21 protein-coding genes, 5 tRNA genes and 2 other RNA genes are annotated in these 21,690 nt (G+C 54.3%); 7 read left to right on the top strand and 21 right to left on the bottom strand.

Features of this window, described 5'->3' with window-relative positions; translation table 11 throughout:
• Position 1 precedes the first annotated feature (1 nt).
• The 3 genes from galK to gpmA all read left to right on the top strand — a co-directional run bounded on the left by galK (position 2) and on the right by gpmA (position 3,269).
• On the top strand, positions 2-1,150 hold the full coding sequence (gene galK, locus IYV58_RS08305; protein ID WP_004130599.1) for a galactokinase: 1,149 nt from the start codon (positions 2-4) through the stop codon (positions 1,148-1,150).
• Positions 1,144-2,187 (top strand): galactose-1-epimerase, encoded by a 1,044-nt coding sequence (gene galM / locus IYV58_RS08300; protein WP_004130598.1) that lies wholly within the window; start codon positions 1,144-1,146, stop codon positions 2,185-2,187. Before galK ends, galM begins: the two co-directional genes overlap by 7 nt.
• 329 nt (positions 2,188-2,516) lie before the next feature.
• Positions 2,517-3,269: a 2,3-diphosphoglycerate-dependent phosphoglycerate mutase gene (gene gpmA, locus IYV58_RS08295; RefSeq protein WP_004100351.1), complete on the top strand. Its 753-nt coding sequence runs from the start codon at positions 2,517-2,519 to the stop codon at positions 3,267-3,269.
• 67 nt (positions 3,270-3,336) lie between these two features.
• Here the strand turns inward: gpmA and aroG are convergent, their stop codons facing one another.
• Positions 3,337-4,389 carry a 3-deoxy-7-phosphoheptulonate synthase AroG gene (gene aroG, locus IYV58_RS08290; protein ID WP_004130596.1) on the bottom strand — a complete coding sequence of 351 codons (1,053 nt, stop codon included), beginning with the start codon at positions 4,387-4,389 and terminating at the stop codon, positions 3,337-3,339.
• A 315-nt stretch (positions 4,390-4,704) separates the two neighbouring features.
• Here aroG and IYV58_RS08285 point away from each other — a divergent pair, with 315 nt between their 5' ends.
• Together IYV58_RS08285 and zitB are read left to right on the top strand one after the other, a co-directional pair.
• Positions 4,705-5,076 carry a YbgS-like family protein gene (locus tag IYV58_RS08285; RefSeq protein WP_004130594.1) on the top strand — a complete coding sequence of 124 codons (372 nt, stop codon included), beginning with the start codon at positions 4,705-4,707 and terminating at the stop codon, positions 5,074-5,076.
• A gap of 117 nt (positions 5,077-5,193) precedes the next feature.
• Positions 5,194-6,138: a CDF family zinc transporter ZitB gene (zitB, locus tag IYV58_RS08280; protein WP_112165413.1), complete on the top strand. Its 945-nt coding sequence runs from the start codon at positions 5,194-5,196 to the stop codon at positions 6,136-6,138.
• On the opposite strand, the gene pnuC is transcribed toward zitB, so the two are convergent.
• The 20 genes from pnuC to cydA form a co-directional block, all read right to left on the bottom strand.
• The gene (pnuC, locus tag IYV58_RS08275; RefSeq protein ID WP_004130591.1) at positions 6,135-6,854 is read right to left on the bottom strand and encodes a nicotinamide riboside transporter PnuC; all 720 of its coding nucleotides are present in this window, start codon (positions 6,852-6,854) and stop codon (positions 6,135-6,137) included. The two genes, zitB and pnuC, sit on opposite strands and share 4 nt — an antisense overlap.
• A 35-nt stretch (positions 6,855-6,889) precedes the next feature.
• Positions 6,890-7,933 (bottom strand): quinolinate synthase NadA, encoded by a 1,044-nt coding sequence (nadA, locus tag IYV58_RS08270; RefSeq protein WP_004130589.1) that lies wholly within the window; start codon positions 7,931-7,933, stop codon positions 6,890-6,892.
• A 307-nt stretch (positions 7,934-8,240) separates the two neighbouring features.
• A non-coding RNA gene (locus IYV58_RS08265) (RtT sRNA) lies at positions 8,241-8,366 on the bottom strand.
• Positions 8,367-8,395: 29 nt separating this feature from the next.
• Positions 8,396-8,521: non-coding RNA, RtT sRNA (locus IYV58_RS08260), on the bottom strand.
• Between the two features lie 29 nt (positions 8,522-8,550).
• A tRNA-Lys gene (locus IYV58_RS08255) sits at positions 8,551-8,626 on the bottom strand.
• A gap of 134 nt (positions 8,627-8,760) precedes the next feature.
• Positions 8,761-8,836 (bottom strand) — tRNA-Lys (locus IYV58_RS08250).
• Positions 8,837-8,980: 144 nt separating this feature from the next.
• Positions 8,981-9,056 (bottom strand) — tRNA-Lys (locus IYV58_RS08245).
• A 3-nt stretch (positions 9,057-9,059) separates the two neighbouring features.
• Positions 9,060-9,135: transfer RNA gene (locus IYV58_RS08240), tRNA-Val, on the bottom strand.
• Positions 9,136-9,261: 126 nt separating this feature from the next.
• Positions 9,262-9,337: transfer RNA gene (locus tag IYV58_RS08235), tRNA-Lys, on the bottom strand.
• Between the two features lie 162 nt (positions 9,338-9,499).
• Positions 9,500-10,282, bottom strand: a complete 783-nt coding sequence (gene cpoB, locus IYV58_RS08230) for a cell division protein CpoB (protein ID WP_004130587.1) — start codon at positions 10,280-10,282, stop codon at positions 9,500-9,502.
• Between the two features lie 9 nt (positions 10,283-10,291).
• A complete protein-coding gene (gene pal / locus IYV58_RS08225) occupies positions 10,292-10,816 on the bottom strand; it encodes a peptidoglycan-associated lipoprotein Pal (RefSeq protein ID WP_004100337.1) in 525 nt (174 codons plus the stop codon).
• A gap of 34 nt (positions 10,817-10,850) precedes the next feature.
• Positions 10,851-12,143 carry a Tol-Pal system beta propeller repeat protein TolB gene (tolB, locus tag IYV58_RS08220; protein WP_004130584.1) on the bottom strand — a complete coding sequence of 431 codons (1,293 nt, stop codon included), beginning with the start codon at positions 12,141-12,143 and terminating at the stop codon, positions 10,851-10,853.
• 90 nt (positions 12,144-12,233) lie between these two features.
• Positions 12,234-13,577, bottom strand: coding sequence for a cell envelope integrity protein TolA (tolA, locus tag IYV58_RS08215; RefSeq protein ID WP_049123202.1), 1,344 nt, complete (start codon positions 13,575-13,577; stop codon positions 12,234-12,236).
• 105 nt (positions 13,578-13,682) lie between these two features.
• Positions 13,683-14,111: a colicin uptake protein TolR gene (gene tolR / locus IYV58_RS08210; protein ID WP_004130580.1), complete on the bottom strand. Its 429-nt coding sequence runs from the start codon at positions 14,109-14,111 to the stop codon at positions 13,683-13,685.
• A gap of 3 nt (positions 14,112-14,114) precedes the next feature.
• The gene (gene tolQ / locus IYV58_RS08205) at positions 14,115-14,807 is read right to left on the bottom strand and encodes a Tol-Pal system protein TolQ (protein WP_004100332.1); all 693 of its coding nucleotides are present in this window, start codon (positions 14,805-14,807) and stop codon (positions 14,115-14,117) included.
• Positions 14,804-15,208: a tol-pal system-associated acyl-CoA thioesterase gene (gene ybgC, locus IYV58_RS08200; RefSeq protein ID WP_004130578.1), complete on the bottom strand. Its 405-nt coding sequence runs from the start codon at positions 15,206-15,208 to the stop codon at positions 14,804-14,806. Before ybgC ends, tolQ begins: the two co-directional genes overlap by 4 nt.
• A 149-nt stretch (positions 15,209-15,357) precedes the next feature.
• Positions 15,358-15,642 (bottom strand): cyd operon protein YbgE, encoded by a 285-nt coding sequence (gene ybgE / locus IYV58_RS08195; protein WP_004130577.1) that lies wholly within the window; start codon positions 15,640-15,642, stop codon positions 15,358-15,360.
• Positions 15,643-15,772: 130 nt separating this feature from the next.
• A complete protein-coding gene (gene cydX / locus IYV58_RS08190) occupies positions 15,773-15,886 on the bottom strand; it encodes a cytochrome bd-I oxidase subunit CydX (RefSeq protein ID WP_004100325.1) in 114 nt (37 codons plus the stop codon).
• 15 nt (positions 15,887-15,901) lie between these two features.
• Positions 15,902-17,041 carry a cytochrome d ubiquinol oxidase subunit II gene (cydB, locus tag IYV58_RS08185; RefSeq protein WP_004130575.1) on the bottom strand — a complete coding sequence of 380 codons (1,140 nt, stop codon included), beginning with the start codon at positions 17,039-17,041 and terminating at the stop codon, positions 15,902-15,904.
• Between the two features lie 15 nt (positions 17,042-17,056).
• The gene (cydA, locus tag IYV58_RS08180; protein WP_004130574.1) at positions 17,057-18,625 is read right to left on the bottom strand and encodes a cytochrome ubiquinol oxidase subunit I; all 1,569 of its coding nucleotides are present in this window, start codon (positions 18,623-18,625) and stop codon (positions 17,057-17,059) included.
• Between the two features lie 1,218 nt (positions 18,626-19,843).
• Here cydA and glmS point away from each other — a divergent pair.
• Positions 19,844-20,293 (top strand): methylaspartate mutase subunit S, encoded by a 450-nt coding sequence (gene glmS, locus IYV58_RS08175; RefSeq protein WP_004130572.1) that lies wholly within the window; start codon positions 19,844-19,846, stop codon positions 20,291-20,293.
• Positions 20,293-21,681 (top strand): methylaspartate mutase accessory protein GlmL, encoded by a 1,389-nt coding sequence (gene glmL / locus IYV58_RS08170; RefSeq protein ID WP_004130570.1) that lies wholly within the window; start codon positions 20,293-20,295, stop codon positions 21,679-21,681. The genes glmS and glmL overlap by 1 nt, the downstream gene beginning before the upstream one ends.
• The last annotated feature ends 9 nt before the right edge of the window (positions 21,682-21,690 follow it).

The raw sequence follows: 21,690 nt of genomic DNA, 5'->3' as shown, positions 1-21,690 counted from the left end.
CATGAGTCTGAAAGAGAACACCCAAGCCCTGTTTGCTGAGAAATTTGGCTATCCGGCCAGTCATGTTATCCAGGCCCCAGGCCGCGTTAACCTGATCGGCGAGCATACCGACTATAACGACGGGTTCGTACTGCCCTGCGCCATTGATTATCAGACGGTCATCGCCTGTGCGCCGCGCGACGATCGTACCGTCCGGGTGATTGCCGCCGATTACGCCAATCAGACCGATGAATTCTCTCTCGACTCGCCGATTACCAGCCACGACACCCAGCAGTGGTCGAACTACGTTCGCGGCGTGGTCAAGCACCTGCAGCAGCGGAATAACGCTTTCGGCGGCGCGGATCTGGTCATCAGCGGCAACGTGCCGCAGGGCGCAGGGTTAAGCTCCTCGGCTTCGCTGGAAGTCGCCGTCGGCACCGTGTTCCAGCAGCTGTACCATCTGCCGCTCGACGGTGCGCAGATCGCGCTGAACGGCCAGGAAGCGGAAAACCAGTTCGTCGGCTGCAACTGCGGCATTATGGACCAGCTGATCTCCGCGCTCGGTAAAAAAGATCATGCCCTGCTGATCGACTGCCGCACCTTAGGAACGAAAGCGGTGTCGATGCCGAAAGGCGTGGCGGTAGTGATTATCAACAGTAACTTTAAGCGCACCCTGGTCGGCAGCGAGTACAACACCCGCCGCGAGCAGTGTGAGACCGGCGCGCGTTTCTTCCAGCAACCCGCCCTGCGCGATGTGACTCTGCAAGAATTCAATGCCGTCGCCCACGAGCTTGACCCGGTGGTCGCCAAACGCGTTCGCCACGTGCTGACCGAGAATGCGCGCACCGTAGAAGCCGCCGTGGCGCTGGAGCAAGGCGACCTGCAGCGGATGGGCGAACTGATGGCGGAATCTCACGCTTCCATGCGCGATGATTTTGAAATCACCGTCCCGCAGATTGATACCCTGGTGGACATCGTCAAGGTGACCATCGGCGATAAAGGCGGCGTACGCATGACCGGCGGCGGTTTCGGCGGCTGTATCGTCGCGCTGGTGCCGGAAGATTTGGTCGATACCGTACAGCAGGCCGTTGCCAAAGAGTATGAAGCGAAAACCGGTATCAAAGAGACCTTCTACGTCTGCAAACCGTCTCAGGGAGCTGGACAATGCTAAACCCAACAACGGAGCTGGCGCCGGACGGCCAGCCGTGGAATCTTCTTACCCTGCGTAACGACGCAGGCATGACGGTCACGGTGATGGACTGGGGCGCGACGCTGCTCTCCGCGCGCGTGACGCTGGCTGACGGCAGCGTACGCGAAGCGCTGCTCGGCTGCGCGAACCCTGGCGACTATACCCGACAGGCCGCCTATCTCGGCGCCTCCGTCGGCCGTTACGCTAACCGTATTGCCAACAGCCGCTTTACCCTTGATGGCCACACCGTCAATCTGACGCCTTCCAACGAGGCGGGGCATCAGCTGCACGGCGGTCCGGAAGGGTTTGACAAGCGCCGCTGGCAGATTGTCAGCGCCGACGATCGTCACGCGCTGTTTTCACTCTCATCCCGCGATGGCGATCAGGGGTTTCCCGGCAATCTGACGGCAACGGCAGACTACCGCCTGACCGACGATAACCGGATCGCCATCGAGTATCGCGCCACCGTTGACCAACCGTGCCCGGTGAACCTGACCAACCACGTCTATTTTAACCTGGATGGCGTGCAGAGCGACGTGCGTAATCATAAGCTGCAAATCCTGGCCGATGTTTACCTGCCCGTCGAGAGCGATGGCATTCCGGGAGGCGATCTGCAAAACGTCACCCTGACCAGCTTCGATTTCCGCACGCCGAAGGTGCTGGCGGACGATTTCCTGCGCGATGAAGACCAGCAGAAAGTGAAAGGTTACGACCACGCCTTTCTGCTCCAGGCGCTGGGCGATGCCGGCAGACCGGCGGCTCACGTCTGGTCGCAGGATGAAAAGCTGCAGATGACGGTTTATACCTCCGCGCCGGCCCTGCAGTTCTACTCCGGCAACTATCTCGCCGGTACGCCGTCGCGCACGGCGCAGCCGTACGACGACTGGCAAGGCCTGGCCCTGGAGAGCGAGTTCCTGCCGGATTCGCCAAACCATCCGGAATGGCCGCAGCCGGATTGCGTGCTACGCCCCGGCGAAGAGTACGTCAGCCTGACGGAATATCAGTTTATTGCGCTATAACCCCCCCGCCCTCCCGATGGAGGGCTTTTTTTATCCTTTCGCTGAAAATTACGCCACTTACAGACAAAAATATAACCTCTGTTTTACAAGCACCTTACACTGAGCGACTATTTTCGCTATGGTTAGGGATAAGCATTGCCGTGAGGTAAATCACGGCAATATAATGAGAATAGTTATCAATCAATAAATATATACACTACCGCATTCGGGTCGCATCAAGGCGGCACTGGAGCGAATCCTGAGAGCATAGTCAACTATGTCGTCAGGGTGAGTAAACGTAGCCAACGATGAAGCGGCGCGAAGGATGACGTGTATTGAGGAGTAAGTGTATGGCTGTAACTAAGCTGGTACTCGTTCGTCACGGCGAAAGCCAATGGAACAACGAAAACCGTTTCACCGGTTGGTATGACGTTGACCTGTCTGAAAAAGGCGTGGGTGAAGCAAAAGCGGCCGGTAAGCTGCTGAAAGAAGAAGGCTTCAGCTTCGACTTTGCTTATACCTCTGTGCTGAAACGCGCCATCCACACCCTGTGGAACGTGCTGGACGAACTGGATCAGGCCTGGCTGCCGGTTGAGAAATCCTGGAAACTGAACGAGCGTCACTACGGTGCGCTGCAGGGTCTGAACAAAGCTGAAACCGCTGAAAAATACGGTGATGAGCAGGTTAAGCAGTGGCGTCGCGGCTTCGCGGTAACGCCGCCGGAGTTGACTAAAGACGACGAGCGCTATCCGGGCCACGATCCGCGCTACGCAAAACTGACCGACGCTGAACTGCCGACGACCGAGAGCCTGGCGCTGACCATCGACCGCGTCGTACCGTACTGGAATGAAACGATTCTGCCGCGTCTGAAAAGCGGTGAGCGCGTGATTATCGCCGCTCACGGCAACTCCCTGCGCGCGCTGGTGAAATACCTCGACAATATGGGGGAAGCAGAGATCCTCGAACTGAACATCCCGACCGGCGTACCGCTGGTGTATGAGTTCGACGAGAACTTCAAGCCTATCAAACATTACTATCTGGGTAATGCCGACGAAATCGCTGCGAAAGCCGCTGCCGTTGCGAACCAGGGTAAAGCGAAGTAATTTTCGCCGGATGTAAAAAAAGCGTGGAGATATCCACGCTTTTTTATTTTGACACTTGGCGTAAAGCTTAACCGCGACGCGCTTTTACCGCATTCGCCAGCTGACGAAGAAGCGTATCGGTATCTTCCCAACCGATGCAGGCATCGGTAATGCTTTTGCCGTAGACCAACGGCTCGCCGCTGTCGAGACTCTGATTGCCTTCCACCAGATGGCTTTCGATCATCACGCCCATAATCGACCGCTCACCGCCGGCAACCTGCTGGCATACGTCTGCGCCGACCTCCATCTGCTTTTTAAACTGCTTGCTGGAGTTGGCGTGGCTGAAATCGATCATGATCTGAGCGGGCAGGCCTGCTTTCGCCAGACCGACCTTCACTTCGGCCACGTGCTGGGCGCTGTAGTTCGGCTCTTTACCGCCGCGCAGGATAATATGGCAATCGCTATTACCGCTGGTATTTACAATCGCCGAATGCCCCCATTTGGTCACCGACAGGAAACAGTGCGGCGCGCCGGCGGCGTTGATAGCGTCAATCGCGACTTTGATGGTGCCATCAGTGCCGTTTTTAAAGCCTACCGGACAGGAGAGGCCTGAAGAGAGCTCGCGATGCACCTGTGACTCAGTGGTACGCGCCCCAATCGCGCCCCAGCTCATCAGGTCGGCAAGATACTGCGGGGTGATCATATCGAGGAACTCCCCGGCAGCGGGCAGACCGCTGTCGTTAATATCCAGCAGCAGCTTGCGCGCGATCCGCAGGCCATCGTTGATGCGGAAGCTGTTATCCATATGCGGATCGTTAATCAGCCCTTTCCAGCCCACGGTGGTGCGCGGTTTTTCAAAATAAACGCGCATCACGATTTCCAGCTCCCCTTTAAGCTCCTCGCGAAGCTTGAGCAGGCGTTCGGCGTACTCTTTCGCCGCCGCCGGATCGTGGATGGAGCACGGGCCAATCACGACCAGCAGCCGATCGTCGTTACCTTTCAGGATCTGGTGGATCGCTTTGCGCGCATGCGCAACGGTATTGGCGGCATTTTCGGTAGCAGGGAATTTTTCCAGGAGCGCAACGGGAGGTAATAATTCGTTGATCTCTTTAATGCGTAAATCGTCGTTCTGATAATTCATCTTATTTCCAGCGTTGCCATACTTATCTAGTTAATTGCAATCCCTCCAATCTATCTCTTCGCTCAAAAAGTGTAAACGTGATTTTACAGTAGCGGCAGAATATTCCTGGAAATAGGCTAAAAAACACCATAAAGTCGCGGAATAATGGCCACGAGCTATAATTTTTAACTGTTAGAACTTAATTTTCTTTAGCATTCAGCATTATATATTAATGCCGTTCGCTAATACCGAAGCTTTAACCACAACGAGTGGAACCTCCGGCAAATGCACTATTGGAAGAGGTAATCCGATAAATCGATATAACAGGAGCATCCAATGAAAATGAACAAGCTAACCAGTCTTCTCCTCGCAGCAACCCTGGGTCTGGCCAGCGGCGCGGCACTGGCCGCCGATACCGGGGCACAGTCGAATAACGGGCAAGCGAATGCAGCAGCTGACGCCGGCCAGGTCGCCCCAGATGCGCGTGAAAACGTGGCACCAAACAACGTCGACAACGGTAAAATCAACTCTGGTTCCACCGATACCGGCGGCACCATGCTCCACCCTGACGGCTCGACCATGAATCATGACGGCATGTCGAGCGATGAAGTGCACAAAAACTCAATGTGCAAAGATGGCCGCTGTCCGGATACTGATAAAAAGGTCGGTCAGGACGACGCGACGAAAACCGACGGTACGACCCAGTAAGCTGAGTGCCGAACACCAGGGAGGAGAGCTAAGGCTCTCCTTTTTTCATTTTATTCACCCCAAAAAGGGAATCATGTCATAAAGTAATCATCAAAATAATAATGTAGGGAAGGCACCATGGGGCAACCACACTCGCATAATTCTGCGCAACCCACTGAAGATAAAAATGCCCGTCGGCTACTGCTGGCGTTTTGCGTCACTGCCGGGTTCATGTTGGTTGAGGTAGCAGGCGGACTCATTTCAGGTTCACTGGCGCTGCTGGCCGATGCCGGACATATGTTGACGGACGCGGCAGCGCTGCTGTTCGCCTTTCTGGCAGTGCGTTTCGCCAGTCGGCCGCCAAATGCGCAACATACCTTTGGCTGGCTTCGGCTAACCACGCTGGCGGCATTTCTCAATGCCATTGCTCTGGTGGTCATTACGATCCTCATTGTCTGGGAGGCCATTCAGCGCTTTCATCATCCGCAGCCTGTTGCCGGTAAAACGATGATGGTTATTGCGGTTGCCGGGCTGCTGGCCAATATTCTGGCCTTCTGGATCCTGCATCGCGGCAGTGAGGAGCGCAACCTCAACGTGCGCGCCGCCGCCCTGCATGTGCTGGGGGATTTGCTCGGTTCGGTTGGCGCCATTATTGCCGCGATAGTGATCCTCACCACCGGCTGGACGCCTATCGATCCTATTCTGTCCGTGCTGGTGTCGTGCCTGGTTCTACGCAGCGCCTGGCGTCTGCTGCAGGAGAGCGTCAATGAACTGCTGGAGGGCGCGCCGCGTTCGCTTAACGTCGACGCATTAAAACGCGATTTGCGCCGCTCGATACCGGAAGTTCGCGACGTACACCACGTTCATGCCTGGCTGGTAGGAGAAAAAACGATGATGACGCTACACGTGCAGGTGGTACCGCCGCACGATCACGACGGTCTTCTGGACCGGATCCTGAACTTCCTGGAGCATAAGTATGAGATTGAACATATTACGGTACAGATGGAGTATCAGCCCTGTAGAGGCCCGGAGTGCCGTCTGAACATGACGCACGCCGGGCATGGACATCATCACCACCATTAACGGGAAAACGCGTGAGAACCGCGCTCACGCGCGCTGTTAATCCACATGCGGCTGCCGTTGAGCGCGATAAATGTCAGCAACAGGTATTCGAGTGACATCGCATAAACGCCCTGCAGGGCGAAAATCACCACGCTAATGACGTTAATCATCACCCACAGCAGCCAGTTTTCGACGTATTTGCGCGTCATCAGGATCATCGCCACAACGGAGAGCACCATCATGCAGGAGTCCCAGAACGGGAATGCGTCCGGCTGCAGCTCCGGCATAGCGACCTGCAGGCCCAGAATTTGCATCAGCGCCACGGCAATCCGTGTCAGAAACGCGAACACCGGGTTAATAAATATCGTCATCAGGCCAATCGCCACCACGCAGGCCGCCAGCCAGCCTAACGCTTTCGGCAGCGGCAGCCAGCGGATTTGCAGTTCCGCCTGGTTATCACTGGTTTGCCGCGACCAGGCGTACCAGCCGTAGACGTTGGCCGCGAAGAAAAAGATCTGTAGCAGAAGGCTGGCATAGAGCTGGATCTGAAAAAAGATAATGGCAAACAGCGTGACGTTGATCAGCCCGAAGGCATAGTTAGCGATCTTCTCCAGGCTCGCCAGCCAGATGCACAGCAGGCCAGCGACGGTGCCGACCGCTTCAATCCACGACAGGTCATATCCCCCGGCGCCGATAGGTATATGCACTAATATGTTCTGCGTACTAAAAAAATCCATCTTATCTCCAGCGCGTTCTGTGACGCAGTAATGATCTATCCCCGAAGTGTAGCCGCAAAATCGAGCATTCTGTTTAGCGGAACCAGCGCCCCGGTCCGCAACTGCTCATCAACGTGAATTTCATGTTGAACTCCCCCTTTCTCCAGCCCTTCAGCAATCGCCTGCAGGCCGTTCATCGCCATCCACGGACAGTGCGCGCAGCTCCGGCAGGTTGCTCCTTCGCCTGCCGTGGGCGCTTCCAGTAGCTCTTTTTCCGGTACCGCCTGCTGCATTTTGTAGAAAATGCCGCGGTCGGTGGCGACGATGAGCTGCTTGTGCGGCAGCGTTTTTGCAGCATTGATCAACTGGCTGGTCGACCCCACAGCGTCAGCCATATTAACAATCGCCTGCGGTGATTCCGGGTGAACCAGCACCGCGGCCTGGGGATAAAGCGCCTTCATTCTTGCCAGCGCTTGAGTTTTGAATTCATCATGAACTATACAGGCGCCCTGCCAGCACAGCACATCGGCGCCGGTCTGTTTTTGCACATAGCTGCCTAAATGACGGTCAGGCGCCCAGATGATTTTTTCACCTAAGCTATCAAGATGCTCAATGAGTTCCACGGCGATGCTCGACGTCACAACCCAGTCGGCGCGCGCCTTAACCGCCGCTGAAGTATTGGCATAGACCACGACTGTACGATCCGGATGAGCATCGCAGAAAGCGCTAAACGCCTCGATCGGACAGCCCAGATCGAGCGAACACTCCGCATGCAACGTAGGCATCAGGATGGTTTTTTCCGGGCTGAGGATTTTTGCCGTTTCTCCCATAAAGCGCACGCCGGCAACCAGCAGCGTTGAGGCGGAATGTCGGGCGCCGAAGCGCGCCATCTCCAGGGAATCGGAGATACAACCGCCGGTCTCTTCGGCCAGCTGCTGGATTTCGGGGTCGGTGTAGTAATGAGCCACCATCACCGCATCGCGCTCGCGCAGCAGGCGTTTAATTTTTTCGCGGTAAAAGTGTTTCTCATCGCGGTTTAACGGCATTGGCTTCGGAGGAAAAGGATAAATCGCCGCTTCCGGGTCAAACATTACGCTCATCTTGCAGTCTCGTTTCGCTGGCTTAACTTTCAGACCGTGATAATGCCTGTAGAGAGGTATTAGTCGGCCATGGTGTTTTATATGCTAAACAAGATAGCCGATTGTGGGGAAAATGTCGTGAGGAATTTTGCCCCTCAGGGAGCATTTCCCGGAGGCGATGCTGCGCATCTATCCGGGCTACCGGCCCATGCTAGCGGCGCCTACGGTGCGTACAACGATTAAGTGAAATGGCGCAGCTTGGGATGGTTGTAATAATTTAAGCAAAGGCTGGATAGCAAAAAAGCGCCTTTAGGGCGCTTTTTTACATTGGTGGGTCGTGCAGGATGACTCGCTTCGCTCGCCCTTCGGGCCGTCGCCGCAGGCGGCTCCGTTGTCTCTCTTCGTTCGACTCAAACCTGCGGCAGGTTCGAATCTTGTATATCGCAGATAGTAAAAAAGCGCCTTTAGGGCGCTTTTTTACATTGGTGGGTCGTGCAGGATGACTCGCTTCGCTCGCCCTTCGGGCCGTCGCCGCAGGCGGCTCCGTTGTCTCTTTTCGTTCGACTCAAACCTGCGGCAGGTTCGAATCTTGTATATCGCAGATAGTAAAAAAGCGCCTTTAGGGCGCTTTTTTACATTGGTGGGTCGTGCAGGATTCGAACCTGCGACCAATTGATTAAAAGTCAACTGCTCTACCAACTGAGCTAACGACCCCTTGCGGGTTTACTGCTAACTGGAACGATTCAGGATGGTGGGTCGTGCAGGATGACTCGGCTTCGCCTCGCCCTGCGGGCCGTTGCTGTCGCAACGTTATCCTTTACGCTTGCTACCAGTGCTCACCTAAGCATTGGTGGGTCGTGCAGGATTCGAACCTGCGACCAATTGATTAAAAGTCAACTGCTCTACCAACTGAGCTAACGACCCGCTCGGGTACTTCCTGAATATTCTTTACTCGTCACCAATTCATAATTGGTGGGTCGTGCAGGATGACTCGCTTTCGCTCGCCCTACGGGCCGTTGCTGACGCAACGTTATCCTTCACGCTTAACATCTGAGTTCGATGTTAAATTGGTGGGTCGTGCAGGATTCGAACCTGCGACCAATTGATTAAAAGTCAACTGCTCTACCAACTGAGCTAACGACCCGAGTGGTGGGTGATGACGGGATCGAACCGCCGACCCCCTCCTTGTAAGGGAGGTGCTCTCCCAGCTGAGCTAATCACCCGATACTGCGCTGGATACATCTTTTCGCGGTGGGTCGTGCAGGATGACTCGGCTTCGCCTCGCCCTACGGCCGTTGCTGACGCAACGTTATCCTTCACGTTTTACTATCGCGTTCCACCAGAACGATTGGTGGGTCGTGCAGGATTCGAACCTGCGACCAATTGATTAAAAGTCAACTGCTCTACCAACTGAGCTAACGACCCGCTATTTTCGCCGCTTTGGGCTTGTTCGATATCCCTTGGCAACGGCGGCATATATTACTGATTTCAGAATTCAGCGCAACAACAATTTAGATAAAGATCGCTTAACTGCTTAGGATTCATGCGACAAGACCAGAAATGATGCGATTTCTGGTCATGCCATAATCATCCGAGTGCGTTAAGGCGTTTTTGCGCTTGTTTGGCCCCATCAGTGCCAGGAAATTTACTGACCACCTGCTGGTAAACCGCCTTCGCTTTTGCGGTATCGCCTTTGTCCTGCATGATAACGCCGACTTTAAACATCGCATCGGGCGCCTTCGGGGATTTAGGGTAGTTTTTCACCACGGAAGCGAAATAGTACGCCGCATCGTCTTTTTTACCCTTGTTGTAATTCAACTGACCGAGCCAGTAGTTGGCGTTCGGCTGGTAGGTTGAATCAGGATACTTTTTGACGAAGTTCTGGAAAGCCGCCATGGCGTCGTCCTGGCGGGCAGGATCCTTCACCAGCGCGATAGCCGCGTTGTAATCGGTGTTGGCGTCGCCGGTTGACGCCGGAGCGCCTGACGAAGCCGCTGGCGCGCTAGCCGCAGCCCCCTGATCGCCCGTTGACGTCTGGGTTTGCGCTCCCGTTGCGCCGCCGCTGCTCAAACCATCGATCTGCAGCAGGATCTGCTTCTGGCGCTCAACAACCTGATTCAGCTGATACTGGCTTTCCTGAATTTGACCGCGCAGGGAATCAATATCGGACTGATTATCGGAGAGTTGTTGCTGGAGTTGGGTTAAAAGCTGGCTGTGCGCATTGGAAATACGCTCGAGTTGAGTGACGCGGTCTTCGACCGAGCCTGAGCCGACACTACTGATTGGCGCCTGAGCAAAAGCGGCCCAGGGGGCCGCTATGCCAACCAGTAACGACAGACTCAACAGATGATGTCTGAAGTTACTGCTCATGCAATTCTCTTAGTAAACCAGTACGGCGCGACGGTTTTTGGCATAAGCCGCTTCGTCGTGGCCCAGTACTGCAGGTTTTTCTTTACCGTAAGAAACGATGGAGATCTGGTCAGCAGAAACACCTTTGCCCTGCAGATACATCTTAACGGCGTTAGCACGACGCTCGCCCAGAGCGATGTTGTATTCCGGCGTACCACGCTCATCCGCATGACCTTCTACGGTCACTTTGTAAGACGGGTTGCTACGCAGGAAGTTTGCGTGCGCGTCCAGCATTGCAGCGAAGTCAGAACGGATATCGTATTTGTCCAGATCGAAGTAAACGATATTGTTCTGCTGCAGCTGTTGCATCTGCAGACGAGCCTGCTCTTCGGAAGACATGTTGCCGCCGTTAGCGTTACCGTCCATACCAGTGCCGGCACCCAGCATGCCTTCACCGCTCTGGTCGTTGCTGGCGTTCTTGTTAGAAGAACACGCCGCGATTGCCATAACCGGCAGAGCGATCAACAGCCCTTTCAGCACTTTGTTCAGTTGCATTTCTTTGATTCCTTTAATAATCAATTATTTATTATCACAGATACGGCGACCAGGCAGGTGATTTTACCTGTCCATCAGTTGCCGGAAGACGCGCTTTGAAACGCCCATCTGTAGAAACCAGATTCAGCACGGATCCCATCCCCTGAGAAGAGCTGTAGATTACCATAGTGCCGTTAGGTGCCAGACTTGGCGTTTCATCTAAAAACGTTGATGACAGAACCTGCACACCACCCGCTTCCAGATCTTGTTTGGCAATGTGCTGCTGACCACCGGCCGAGCTTACCATTACCATAGTTTTACCATCAGCGCTCACGTCAGCATCCTGGTTTTGTGAACCTTCCCAGGTAATACGCTGCGGCGTGCCGCCGTTAATATTGACTTTGTACACCTGCGGACGACCCGCCTGGTCGGAAGTAAAGGCCAGGTTCTGGCTATCCGGGAACCAGCTTGGTTCGGTGTTGTTGCTACGACCGTTGGTCACCTGACGAATCTGACCAGAGCCCAGATCCATCACGTACAGGTTCAGGCTACCGGTTTTCGACAGAGCGAAGGCCAGTTTGCTGCCGTCCGGCGAGAACGCCGGCGCGCCGTTGTGCTGCGGGAACGAAGCAATCTGACGAACGGAGCCGTTAGCCAGCGTCTGCACAACCAGCGCAGAACGACCGCTTTCGAAGGTCACGTAGGCCAGCTTCGCGCCATCCGGAGACCAGGCCGGAGACATCAGCGGCTGGGTGGAACGGTGAACGAGGAACTGGTTGTAGCCATCGTAGTCAGATACGCGCAGTTCGTACGGGAACTGGCCGCCGTTGGTCTGTACCACATAGGCGATACGGGTACGGAAGGCACCCTTGATGCCGGTCAGCTTCTCAAATACGGCGTCGCTGGCAGCATGCGCGGCATAGCGCAGATACTGTTTTGTGACTTTAAATGAGTTCTGCGCCAGCACGGTGCCCGGCGCGCCGCCGGTATCAACCAGCTGGTAAGCCACGTTGTAGGAGCCGTCAGGGTTTTGCGTCACCTGCCCCACCACGACGGCGTCAATGCCCAGCGCAGACCATGCCGCCGGCTGCACTTCCTGAGCGCTACCTGGCTGCTGAGGCAGACGCGAGCGATCGAGCGGGTTAAACTTGCCGCTGTTGCGCAGGTCAGCCGCCACGATACCGCCCACATCTTCCGGCGCAGCCCCCTGCCCCGCCCACTGGAACGGCACAACGCCGATTGGGCGTGCCGAGTCGACCCCTTGGGTAATCTCGATACGTACTTCTGCGTGCAGCACTGCCGCCCACAGCATTAAAAAACCAAATGCTACTCGTAATGCCTGCTTCATCATATCTCCCTTATCCAGGCGGAAAGCCCACGATAATTTAGCAGAATGTTAACAAACTCAAATACACAAAACTACTTGTTAAACCATGCTCTATTGCGGAATAAATTTCACAACAAGCTGATTATTTTTTACTGCATTATAGACCGCATCATTTGGAGGCTTAGGTAAATTAGCTAATCTTGCCGCAGTCTTAGCTGCTGTACATAGAGCCTCATCCCCCCCCTCGGATGTGATACCAATCAGCGATCCATCGGGATTTAGATTCAATCTAAGAACACACTGCTTTCCGATATATGACTTATAGTCATGGAAATTCCTGGATATTGCCCCCGTAATTTGGTTTGCATACCCACTAAGTTCTGCGCCGGTTGCCGCCCCAGCGGAAGAGGATTTGCCTGAATTAGCACCACTCCCTTTTGATGGGTTTCCGGTTTTCGGCGCATTCTTACCGGAGCTCAGGTCGCCGAGCAGATCGTCAACGCCATTGGCCTCTTTGGCCGCAGCGGCTTTCTTCGCGGCGGCAGCCTTAGCGGCGGCGGCTTTCGCCGCTTTGTCCGCAGCGGCTTTCTCTGCTGCTGCAGCTTTGGCTGCCGCGGCTTTCTCGGCGGCGGCTTTTTCCGCTGCAGCGGCTTTGTCGGCTGCCGCTTTCTCAGCAGCAGCTTTCTGCGCGGCGGCTTTCTCTGCTGCTGCAGCTTTGGCTGCCGCCGCTTTTTCGGCGGCGGCTTTTTCAGCAGCAGCCTGTTTCGCCGCTTCCTGCTGCGCTTTTTTCTCTGCCTGCTGCTGCGCTTTCTTCTCAGCTTCCTGCTGAGCTTTCTTCGCCGCATCGGCTTCGGCTTTCTTCTGCGCGTCCGCGGCCGCTTTCGCGGCTTCCGCTTCTGCCTGTTTCTTCGCATCCGCCGCTGCTTTCGCCGCGGCCGCTTCGGCTGCTTTCGCCTGAGCATCGGCCTTCGCTTTCGCGTCAGCGGCAGCTTTGGCGGCAGCTTCCTGCGCCTCTTTCGCCTGTGCGTCCGCTTTGGCTTTGGCCGCTGCGGCAGCTTTCGCCGCGGCTTCTTCCGCCTGTTTCTGTTGCTCTTTCGCCTCTTTAGCCGCTTCCTGCGCCTGCAGACGATCCTGTTCCAGCTGTTTCAGCCGTTCCTGCTCGGCGGCCTGTTTTTCACGTAGCTCTTCCGCCTGCTGCTGAGCCTGCTTTTCACGCTGCTCGGCGGCGCGTCGGGCGCTGGCCTGCTGCTGCTGTTGGCGGTCATAATTCTTCACAACCGCCCCCGGATCGACCATTACCGCATCAATAGAGGACCCCCCGCCGCCACCGGCAGAAGCATCCAGATGCTCGTCAAACGAACTCCAGATCAGCAGCGCTATCAATACGATGTGCAGCGCGACTGATACTATGATCGCTCGTTTAAGCTTGTCGTTTTGTTCGGTTGCCTTTGACACTATCGGTTCCCAAAAACTGTTCGCCTGTTCCCGTTATATGACGTTGGCCACGAGACGCTGTTGTCCCAAAGCCGACATGCTGGCGGGCGTGCATATTGCGAGCGATTAGATCGGCTTGGTCATCAAGCCAACCGATTTAACCCCTGCGCTATGCAACAGGTTAAGCGCTTTAATAATCTCATCGTATGGCACCTCTTTAGCGCCGCCGATCAGGAACACCGTTTTCTCATTCGCCTCAAGTCGACGCCTGGCTTCCGCAATAACCTGTTCCGGCGGCAGCTGCGATAGCGTTTCCGGGCCAACTTTCACGCTGTACTGTCCGACACCGGAAACTTCAACGATCACCGGCGGCTCATCATTGCTTTTCACCGCCTGCGATTCCGTTGCGTCCGGTAGATCGACCTCTACGCTCTGCGTAATGATCGGCGCTGTCGCCATAAAGATCAGCAGCAGCACCAACAGGACATCCAGCAGCGGAACGATGTTGATCTCGGACTTCAGTTCGCGACGCCCGCGTCCACGTGCTCTGGCCATGGCTTACCCCTTATTGCTTTCGCTGCTGGTAAACGCCTGACGGTGCAGAATAGCGGTGAACTCTTCCATAAAGTTGTCGTAGTTCAGCTCAAGTTTGTTCACGCGCTGGTTCAGACGGTTATAGGCCATAACTGCCGGAATAGCGGCAAAAAGACCAATTGCCGTTGCGATAAGCGCTTCTGCGATACCCGGCGCCACCATTTGCAGCGTCGCTTGTTTTACCGCGCCCAGCGCGATAAAGGCGTGCATGATCCCCCAAACGGTGCCGAACAGACCAATATACGGACTGATAGAGCCGACCGTACCGAGGAACGGGATGTGGGTCTCCAGGGATTCCAGCTCGCGGTTCATCGAAATACGCATCGCGCGCGATGCCCCTTCGACAATCGCTTCCGGCGCATGGCTGTTCGCACGATGCAAACGGGCAAACTCTTTGAAACCGCTGTAGAAAATTTGTTCCGAACCGGTCAGATTATCGCGACGGCCCTGGCTTTCCTGATACAGGCGAGAAAGCTCGATACCGGACCAGAACTTATCTTCAAACGCTTCGGCTTCACGTGACGCCGAGTTAAGGATACGCGTTCTCTGAATAATGATGGCCCAGGAGGCGATGGAAAAACAAACTAAAATCAACATGATAAGTTTAACCAGAAGGCTCGCCTTCAGGAACAAATCAAGGATATTCATCTCAGTCACTGCTTAAACTCCGCGACAATAGACTTGGGAAGCGCACGAGGCTTCATTAAGAGTGGATCAACGCACACGATAAGAACCTCGGCTTCATTCAAAACGACGTTCTCGGCGTTGACGATTCGCTGCGTGAAAACCAGAGTAGCACCGCGCATTGCGGTTATCTCCGTCTGAATTTCGAGCATGTCGTCGAGTCTGGCGGGCGCAAAATACTCGAGAGTCATTTTGCGAACCACAAAGGCAACTCGTTCAGCCAGCAAAACCTGTTGGCTGAAGTGATGATGGCGCAGCATCTCTGTGCGTGCTCTTTCATAGAAAGCGACGTAGCTGGCGTGGTAAACCACACCACCGGCGTCGGTGTCTTCATAATAGACCCGAACCGGCCATCGAAACAGCGTTGTATTCACTTTACATCCCGGTAATGCAACAAAAGGTTAGTGCTTTCAAACTTCGCTACTATACGCGCGGGAATCGTGGTTTGGAATGGGGGAAAGTAAACGAGGAGTAAATTTTTATGGGCTTATGCAAGCCCATATGGTTAACAGAGATTTCTTATTCAAAAGAAGAAAAAGAACAGGCCCAAAACGAGCACAATATCAGCGATAAGCGGACAAAAAATTCCCTGCCAGTGAATGGCGCGCGGACGGAAGCCCACGCCGTGGATAACGCCGGTACAAACCGCCCACATCAGCAGGAAACCGTGCCAAATTTCCAGCTCGCTGGTTTTGGCCGCAAAGCGCGACGGATCCCAGAAGATGCAGCCCGCCAAAGCCAGCGCCATCAATAAGGAAAGCGCCCTTAACGGGCGCTTGTCCATTATCGCATACATATACTTTATCATTCACGTCGCCTCTTTGTTGGCTACGCCTGCTTACCCCAGTCACTTACTTGCGTAAGCTCCTGGGGATTCACAGACTTGCCGCCACGATGCAACCCGAATGATTTCGTATATCGCATCACGATAATACTCATCAGTGTTCTTCTTTACCTGCTTTGGTCGCTTCCACGTGTTCGAGCGCCAGCGCGGTAATCACCCCAAAGGCACAGGCAAGAAGCGTTCCCAAAATCCATGCGAAATACCACATATATAGCTCCTTACCTTAGTACAGCGAATGGGTGTTCTTTTCGATGTCTTCGCGCGTAATGCGACCGAACATTTTCCAGTAACACCAGGTGGTGTAGGCCAGAATAATCGGTACGAAGACAATCGCTACGTAAGTCATCACGTTCAGCGTCAGCTGACTGGAGGTCGCGTCCCACATGGTCAGGCTCGCGTTCATCGCCGTGCTTGACGGCATAATGAACGGGAACATGGCGATACCGGCAGTCAGAATGATGCACGCCAGCGTCAATGAGGAGAACAGAAACGCCCACGCGCCTTTGTCCGCTTTGGTCGAGATGACGGTCAGCAGCGGCAGCGCCACGCCCAGAGCAGGAATCGCCCACAGCGCCGGCATGTTATTAAAGTTCACCATCCACGCACCGGCTTCACGCGCGACTTCTTTGGTCAGCGGGTTAGACGGGCCGGTATGATCCATCACCGATTTCACCACATAACCGTCGATGCCGTAGTAGACCCAAACGCCCGCCAGCGCGAAGCAGACCAGCGTCACCAGCGCCGCTACCGTAGAAACGGAGCGGGTGCGCAGGTGCAGTTCACCCACGGTACGCATCTGCAGGTAGGTCGCGCCCTGCGTCAGGATCATCGCCACGCTGACAATACCGGCCAGCAGGCCAAACGGATTCAGCAGCTGGAAGAAGTTACCGGTGTAGTACAGGCGGAGATATTCATCAACGTGGAACGGAACGCCCTGCAGCAGGTTGCCGAACGCCACGCCAATCACCAGCGGCGGCACGAAGCTGCCGACGAAGATGCCCCAGTCCCACATGTTGCGCCAGCGGTTGTCCTCAATCTTCGAGCGGTAGTCGAAACCCACCGGGCGGAAGAATAAAGACGCCAGCACCAGGATCATGGCTACATAGAAGCCGGAAAACGCGGCGGCGTAGACCATCGGCCAGGCGGCAAACAGCGCGCCGCCGGCGGTAATCAGCCACACCTGGTTTCCATCCCAGTGCGGGGCAATGGCGTTGATCATAATTCGACGCTCGGTGTCGTTACGACCGAGGAAACGGGTGAGCATCCCCACCCCCATGTCGAAGCCATCGGCGACAGCAAAACCAATGAGCAGAATGCCAATCAGCAGCCACCAGATAAAACGCAATACTTCATAATCGATCATTTGACGACTCCTGTCTTAGCGTGCCGACTGAATAGCCGCAGAGGACTGTTCAAAGTGATAGCGACCGGTTTTCAGGCTGCTTGGTCCTTTACGGGCAAACTTGAACATGAGGAACAATTCAGCCACCAGGAACAGCGTGTACAGGCCACAAATCAGCACCATTGAGAAGATCAGGTCGCCTGCGGTCAGCGACGAGTTCGCGACAGCCGTTGGCAGCACCTCACCGATAGCCCAAGGCTGGCGACCATACTCGGCAACAAACCAGCCTGATTCAACGGCAATCCACGGCAGCGGCAGACCATAAAACGCGGCACGCAGCAGCCATTTTTTCTCACCAATGCGGTTGCGAATCACGCTCCAGAAGGAGGCACCGATAATCAACAGCATCAGTACGCCGCACGCCACCATGATACGGAAGGCGAAATATAGCGGCGCAACGGCAGGAATAGAATCCTTGGTCGCCAACGCAATCTGCTCTTCCGTCGCGTCAGAGACGTTGTCGGTATAGCGCTTGAGCAGCAGACCGTAGCCAAGATCTTTCTTCACGTCGTTAAACCGATCGCGCACGGCCTGGTCGGTTGAACCGGCACGCAATTGCTCCAGCAGCGCGTACGCTTTCATCCCGTTACGGATACGCTCTTCGTGCTGAACCATCAGGTCTTTCAGGCCGGTAACCTGTTTATCCACGGAGCGGGTCGCAATGATGCCCAGCGCGTAAGGGATTTGAATCGCGAAGCGGTTCTCCTGCGCCTTCTGGTCAGGAATACCAAACAGGGTAAAGGCCGCCGGAGCAGGCTGAGTTTCCCATTCTGCTTCGATAGCCGCCAGTTTGGTCTTCTGGACGTCTCCCATTTCGTAGCCGGATTCATCACCGAGAACGATAACGGAGAGAATCGCCGCCATACCGAAGCTGGCTGCGATAGCGAAGGAGCGCTTGGCAAAAGCGAAGTCGCGGCCTTTGAGCATATACCAGGAGCTGATGGCAAGAATGAACATCGCGCCAGTCACGTAGCCTGACGCCACGGTATGAACGAACTTAACCTGAGCGACCGGGTTCAGAACCAGCTCGGAGAAGCTGACCATCTCCATACGCATGGTTTCAAAGTTGAAGTCCGACGCAATCGGGTTCTGCATCCAGCCGTTAGCGACAAGGATCCACAGCGCCGACAGGTTGGAGCCCAGCGCCACCAGCCAGGTGACAGCCATGTGCTGAACTTTGCCCAGACGATCCCAACCGAAGAAGAACAGACCTACAAAGGTAGATTCGAGGAAGAAGGCCATCAAACCTTCAATGGCCAGCGGCGCACCGAAGATATCGCCCACGTAGTGAGAGTAGTAAGACCAGTTAGTCCCGAACTGGAACTCCATGGTCAGACCGGTTGCCACACCCAGAGCAAAGTTGATACCAAACAACTTGCCCCAGAACTTGGTCATATCTTTATAAATCTGTTTGCCGGAAAGGACGTAGACCGTTTCCATGATGGCCAGCAGGAACGCCATACCTAGCGTCAGTGGCACAAAAAGGAAGTGGTACATCGCGGTCAAGGCAAACTGTAAGCGCGACAGTTCGACTATATCTAACATCATGACTCCTTGCTCATCGCATGAAGACTCCGAGAGTGAACCCCGTTAGAAAGGGTCACACGCATGCCCCAATACAAATTTATTTGCTTCTTCTCGCTACGCCCGTGTTCTCTTTCAAGAAAACGGAAGCACTGAAAAGTTACAAACATGTTAACAAAACACCCAAATTGATCCCGTGATTATATTACGCTGCAAAACCCTTACAATAAATAGGTTTTTATTGTGATAAATTTGCAGTTTTCGACAGCGATCAATTTATAGCGAAAATACCAGATTTCGGTCAATTTGATCCGCGACAATTTAACTCCTTTTCGCGTTCTTTTCCAAGTTTTAAACATTGATTTAAATCAATTTTCATTTTAAATGTTAATTATGTATACCGTGTACCTCACAGGTAAACGTTAGGTTAACAACATGTTTTTCAACAGTATCATCGGTTACTGAAAATGATAGTCCATTTATTTCGTCGCTAAGAGGAATTTAATGAGATTAACGCTGACCACGTAAATGTGGCTATCAGTCGATAATGCCGCGTAGCTCACAGATTTTTTTTATCAAGTTAATGTCATAAATTTTTTCCTTATTAGATTTATCATTGCGTTTACTTTCGATTAACACAACTGCGCAACTATCTCATTATCAAGTAAATGCAGCGCTGCTCCTCTTTTTTCTTTTGGTGATGCAAAGCGCCCTCCTGTTTCGCGGCATCACTTACATCGCGCTTTTACCCTCGCCATGAGGCGCTTGCCGGCCCCTCTTTCCTCAACAAAAATGAAATATAAAACGCACAAATCACTATTTTATATCTTTAATCTAACAAATCGCCCGCGCCACATATAAAAACCAGCACATAAATTCCGTTACTACGCTCACAGAAAAATTTAAAGAAGTGTATTCATCGCTTATTAGCGAAAGAAAAATCAAGGCGAAATATAAAATAAGACCTTGCTCACAAACATCGCAATATATTTATTATCAGGATTCAAACGGAAATAAACCCAGACAGTGAATTAAAAATTAACCATTTGATATAAAAGAAATTTTTCAAGAAAAATCAAAAACGAGAGTTTTTTGAAAGATATTCTGAAAATAGATCAATTGCTTCCCCTGGGCGAACCACAGACACTCCAGCCCTATTAACAGGCGGCCATCTTCAACGCTGCAAATATTAGAAAGTCGTTTTTATTTTTATACCATCAGCCTTACAGAGGATTACCCATGAAGAAATCAACACTTGTTATTGGCGTCATTGGTGCTGACTGCCATGCAGTAGGCAACAAAGTCCTGGACCGCGTTTTTACTGCCCATGATTTTCGCGTAATCAATCTGGGCGTGATGGTCAGTCAGGATGAATATATTGATGCCGCTATCGAAACCGGTGCGGATGCCATCGTCGTGTCGTCTATTTACGGCCACGGCGACATCGACTGCCTGGGGCTGCGCGAACGCTGCATCGAGCGCGGTATCGGCGACATCCTCCTGTACGTTGGCGGCAACCTGGTGGTGGGTAAACATGATTTTGCCGACGTCGAGGCCAAATTCAAAGAGATGGGTTTCAATCGCGTCTTTGCCCCAAGCCACGATCTGGAAGACGTCTGCCAGCTGATGGCGAACGACATTAACCTGCGCCACGGCGTTGAGCAGCAGTGTCTGGAAGAGGCTATCTGATGCAAACCGTCTCTGTCGATATCGGCTCGACGTGGACCAAAGCGGCCCTCTTCGCACAGGAGGGGGATGAGCTGACGCTGGTAAACCACGTTCTGACCCCGACCACTACCCATCACCTGGCGGAAGGTTTTTTTGCCAGCCTGAACCAGGTGCTTAACGTTGCCGATGCGCGCCTGCTGCTGAACCGCGGTGACGTGACGCTGAAATACTCTTCATCGGCAAAAGGCGGCCTTGCCGTCGCGGCGATGGGGCTGGTGCCGTCTATTACCCTGGAATCAGCGAAAGTCACCGCCCATTCAGCGGGGGCCAAAATAGCCCAATACTACGCCTACAAACTCAACCGTCATGATATCCAGGAGCTGGAAGCCACACCGCCGGATATCCTGCTGTTTACCGGCGGAACCGACGGCGGCGAGGAGAGCTACGGCCTGGCCAACGCCCACGCGCTGGCGGAGTCAAAGCTTGACTGCGCCATTATCTATGCCGGAAACCGCGATATTCAGGACGAGGTTCAGGCCATCCTCGGCCACAAAGATTTGACTACGGTAGACAATATTCTGCCCGACCTCGATCACCCGAATCCGTACGCTGCCCGCAAGGCGATTTGCGATGTCTTCTTATCCCGCATCGTCAAAGGCAAAGGGCTGGACGTTATCGTCGCTGAAACCGGCGAAGAACCGATGCCGACGCCGTGGACCGTCTACGAGCTGGTGAAAACCATCAGCCATTACGACAGCGCGTGGAAAGAGTTCATGCTGATTGACATGGGCGGGGCAACCACCGACGTCTACTCAGCCTGCGCCAACACGCTCTCCCCGGATACCGTTCTGCACGGGGTGCCGGAACCATTTGTGAAACGGACGGTGGAAGGCGATCTCGGCATGCGCGTTTCGGCGGTCGTGGTCGGTGAAAGTACCCGGGAGCTGGTGAACGCGGTGTTTACCCACCAGCCCCAGCGTCTGGAAGCCTTTTACGGCTATTTACGCCATCTGGTCGCGCAGCCGGATTACCTGCCGGCCAACGAGGAAGAAAAATATTTCGACACCGTGCTGGCCGGGCTGTGCGTTGGCTACGCCAGCGAACGCCACGCGGGCACCAAAAAGCAGGTGTGCACCTGCGTGGGCAACGTCGATTTACAGATGGGCCGCGATCTGACCACGGTGCGCAAAGTCGTGGGTTCCGGCGGATGGCTCTCCCGCGCCAGCCGCTTCGACATCCAGAGCTGGCTAAAATATCGCGAACTGGATGACGACGGCCGACGCATTCTCTTACCGACCCGGTTTGACTATTACCGCGATGCAAAAGGCCTGCTTCCGCTGCTGGCAAACGTTGCCAGGCTCTACCCCGAGCTCGCCGCTCGCACCAGCATTCACTGTTTAACCCTATAAATGAAGGCA

The sequence above is a fragment of the Klebsiella sp. BDA134-6 genome (genome assembly GCF_015601345.1).
Lineage (GTDB): Bacteria > Pseudomonadota > Gammaproteobacteria > Enterobacterales > Enterobacteriaceae > Klebsiella > Klebsiella grimontii.
The sequence above is the reverse complement of the archived record's forward strand: the minus strand, read 5'-3'. Positions and strand labels throughout refer to the sequence as shown.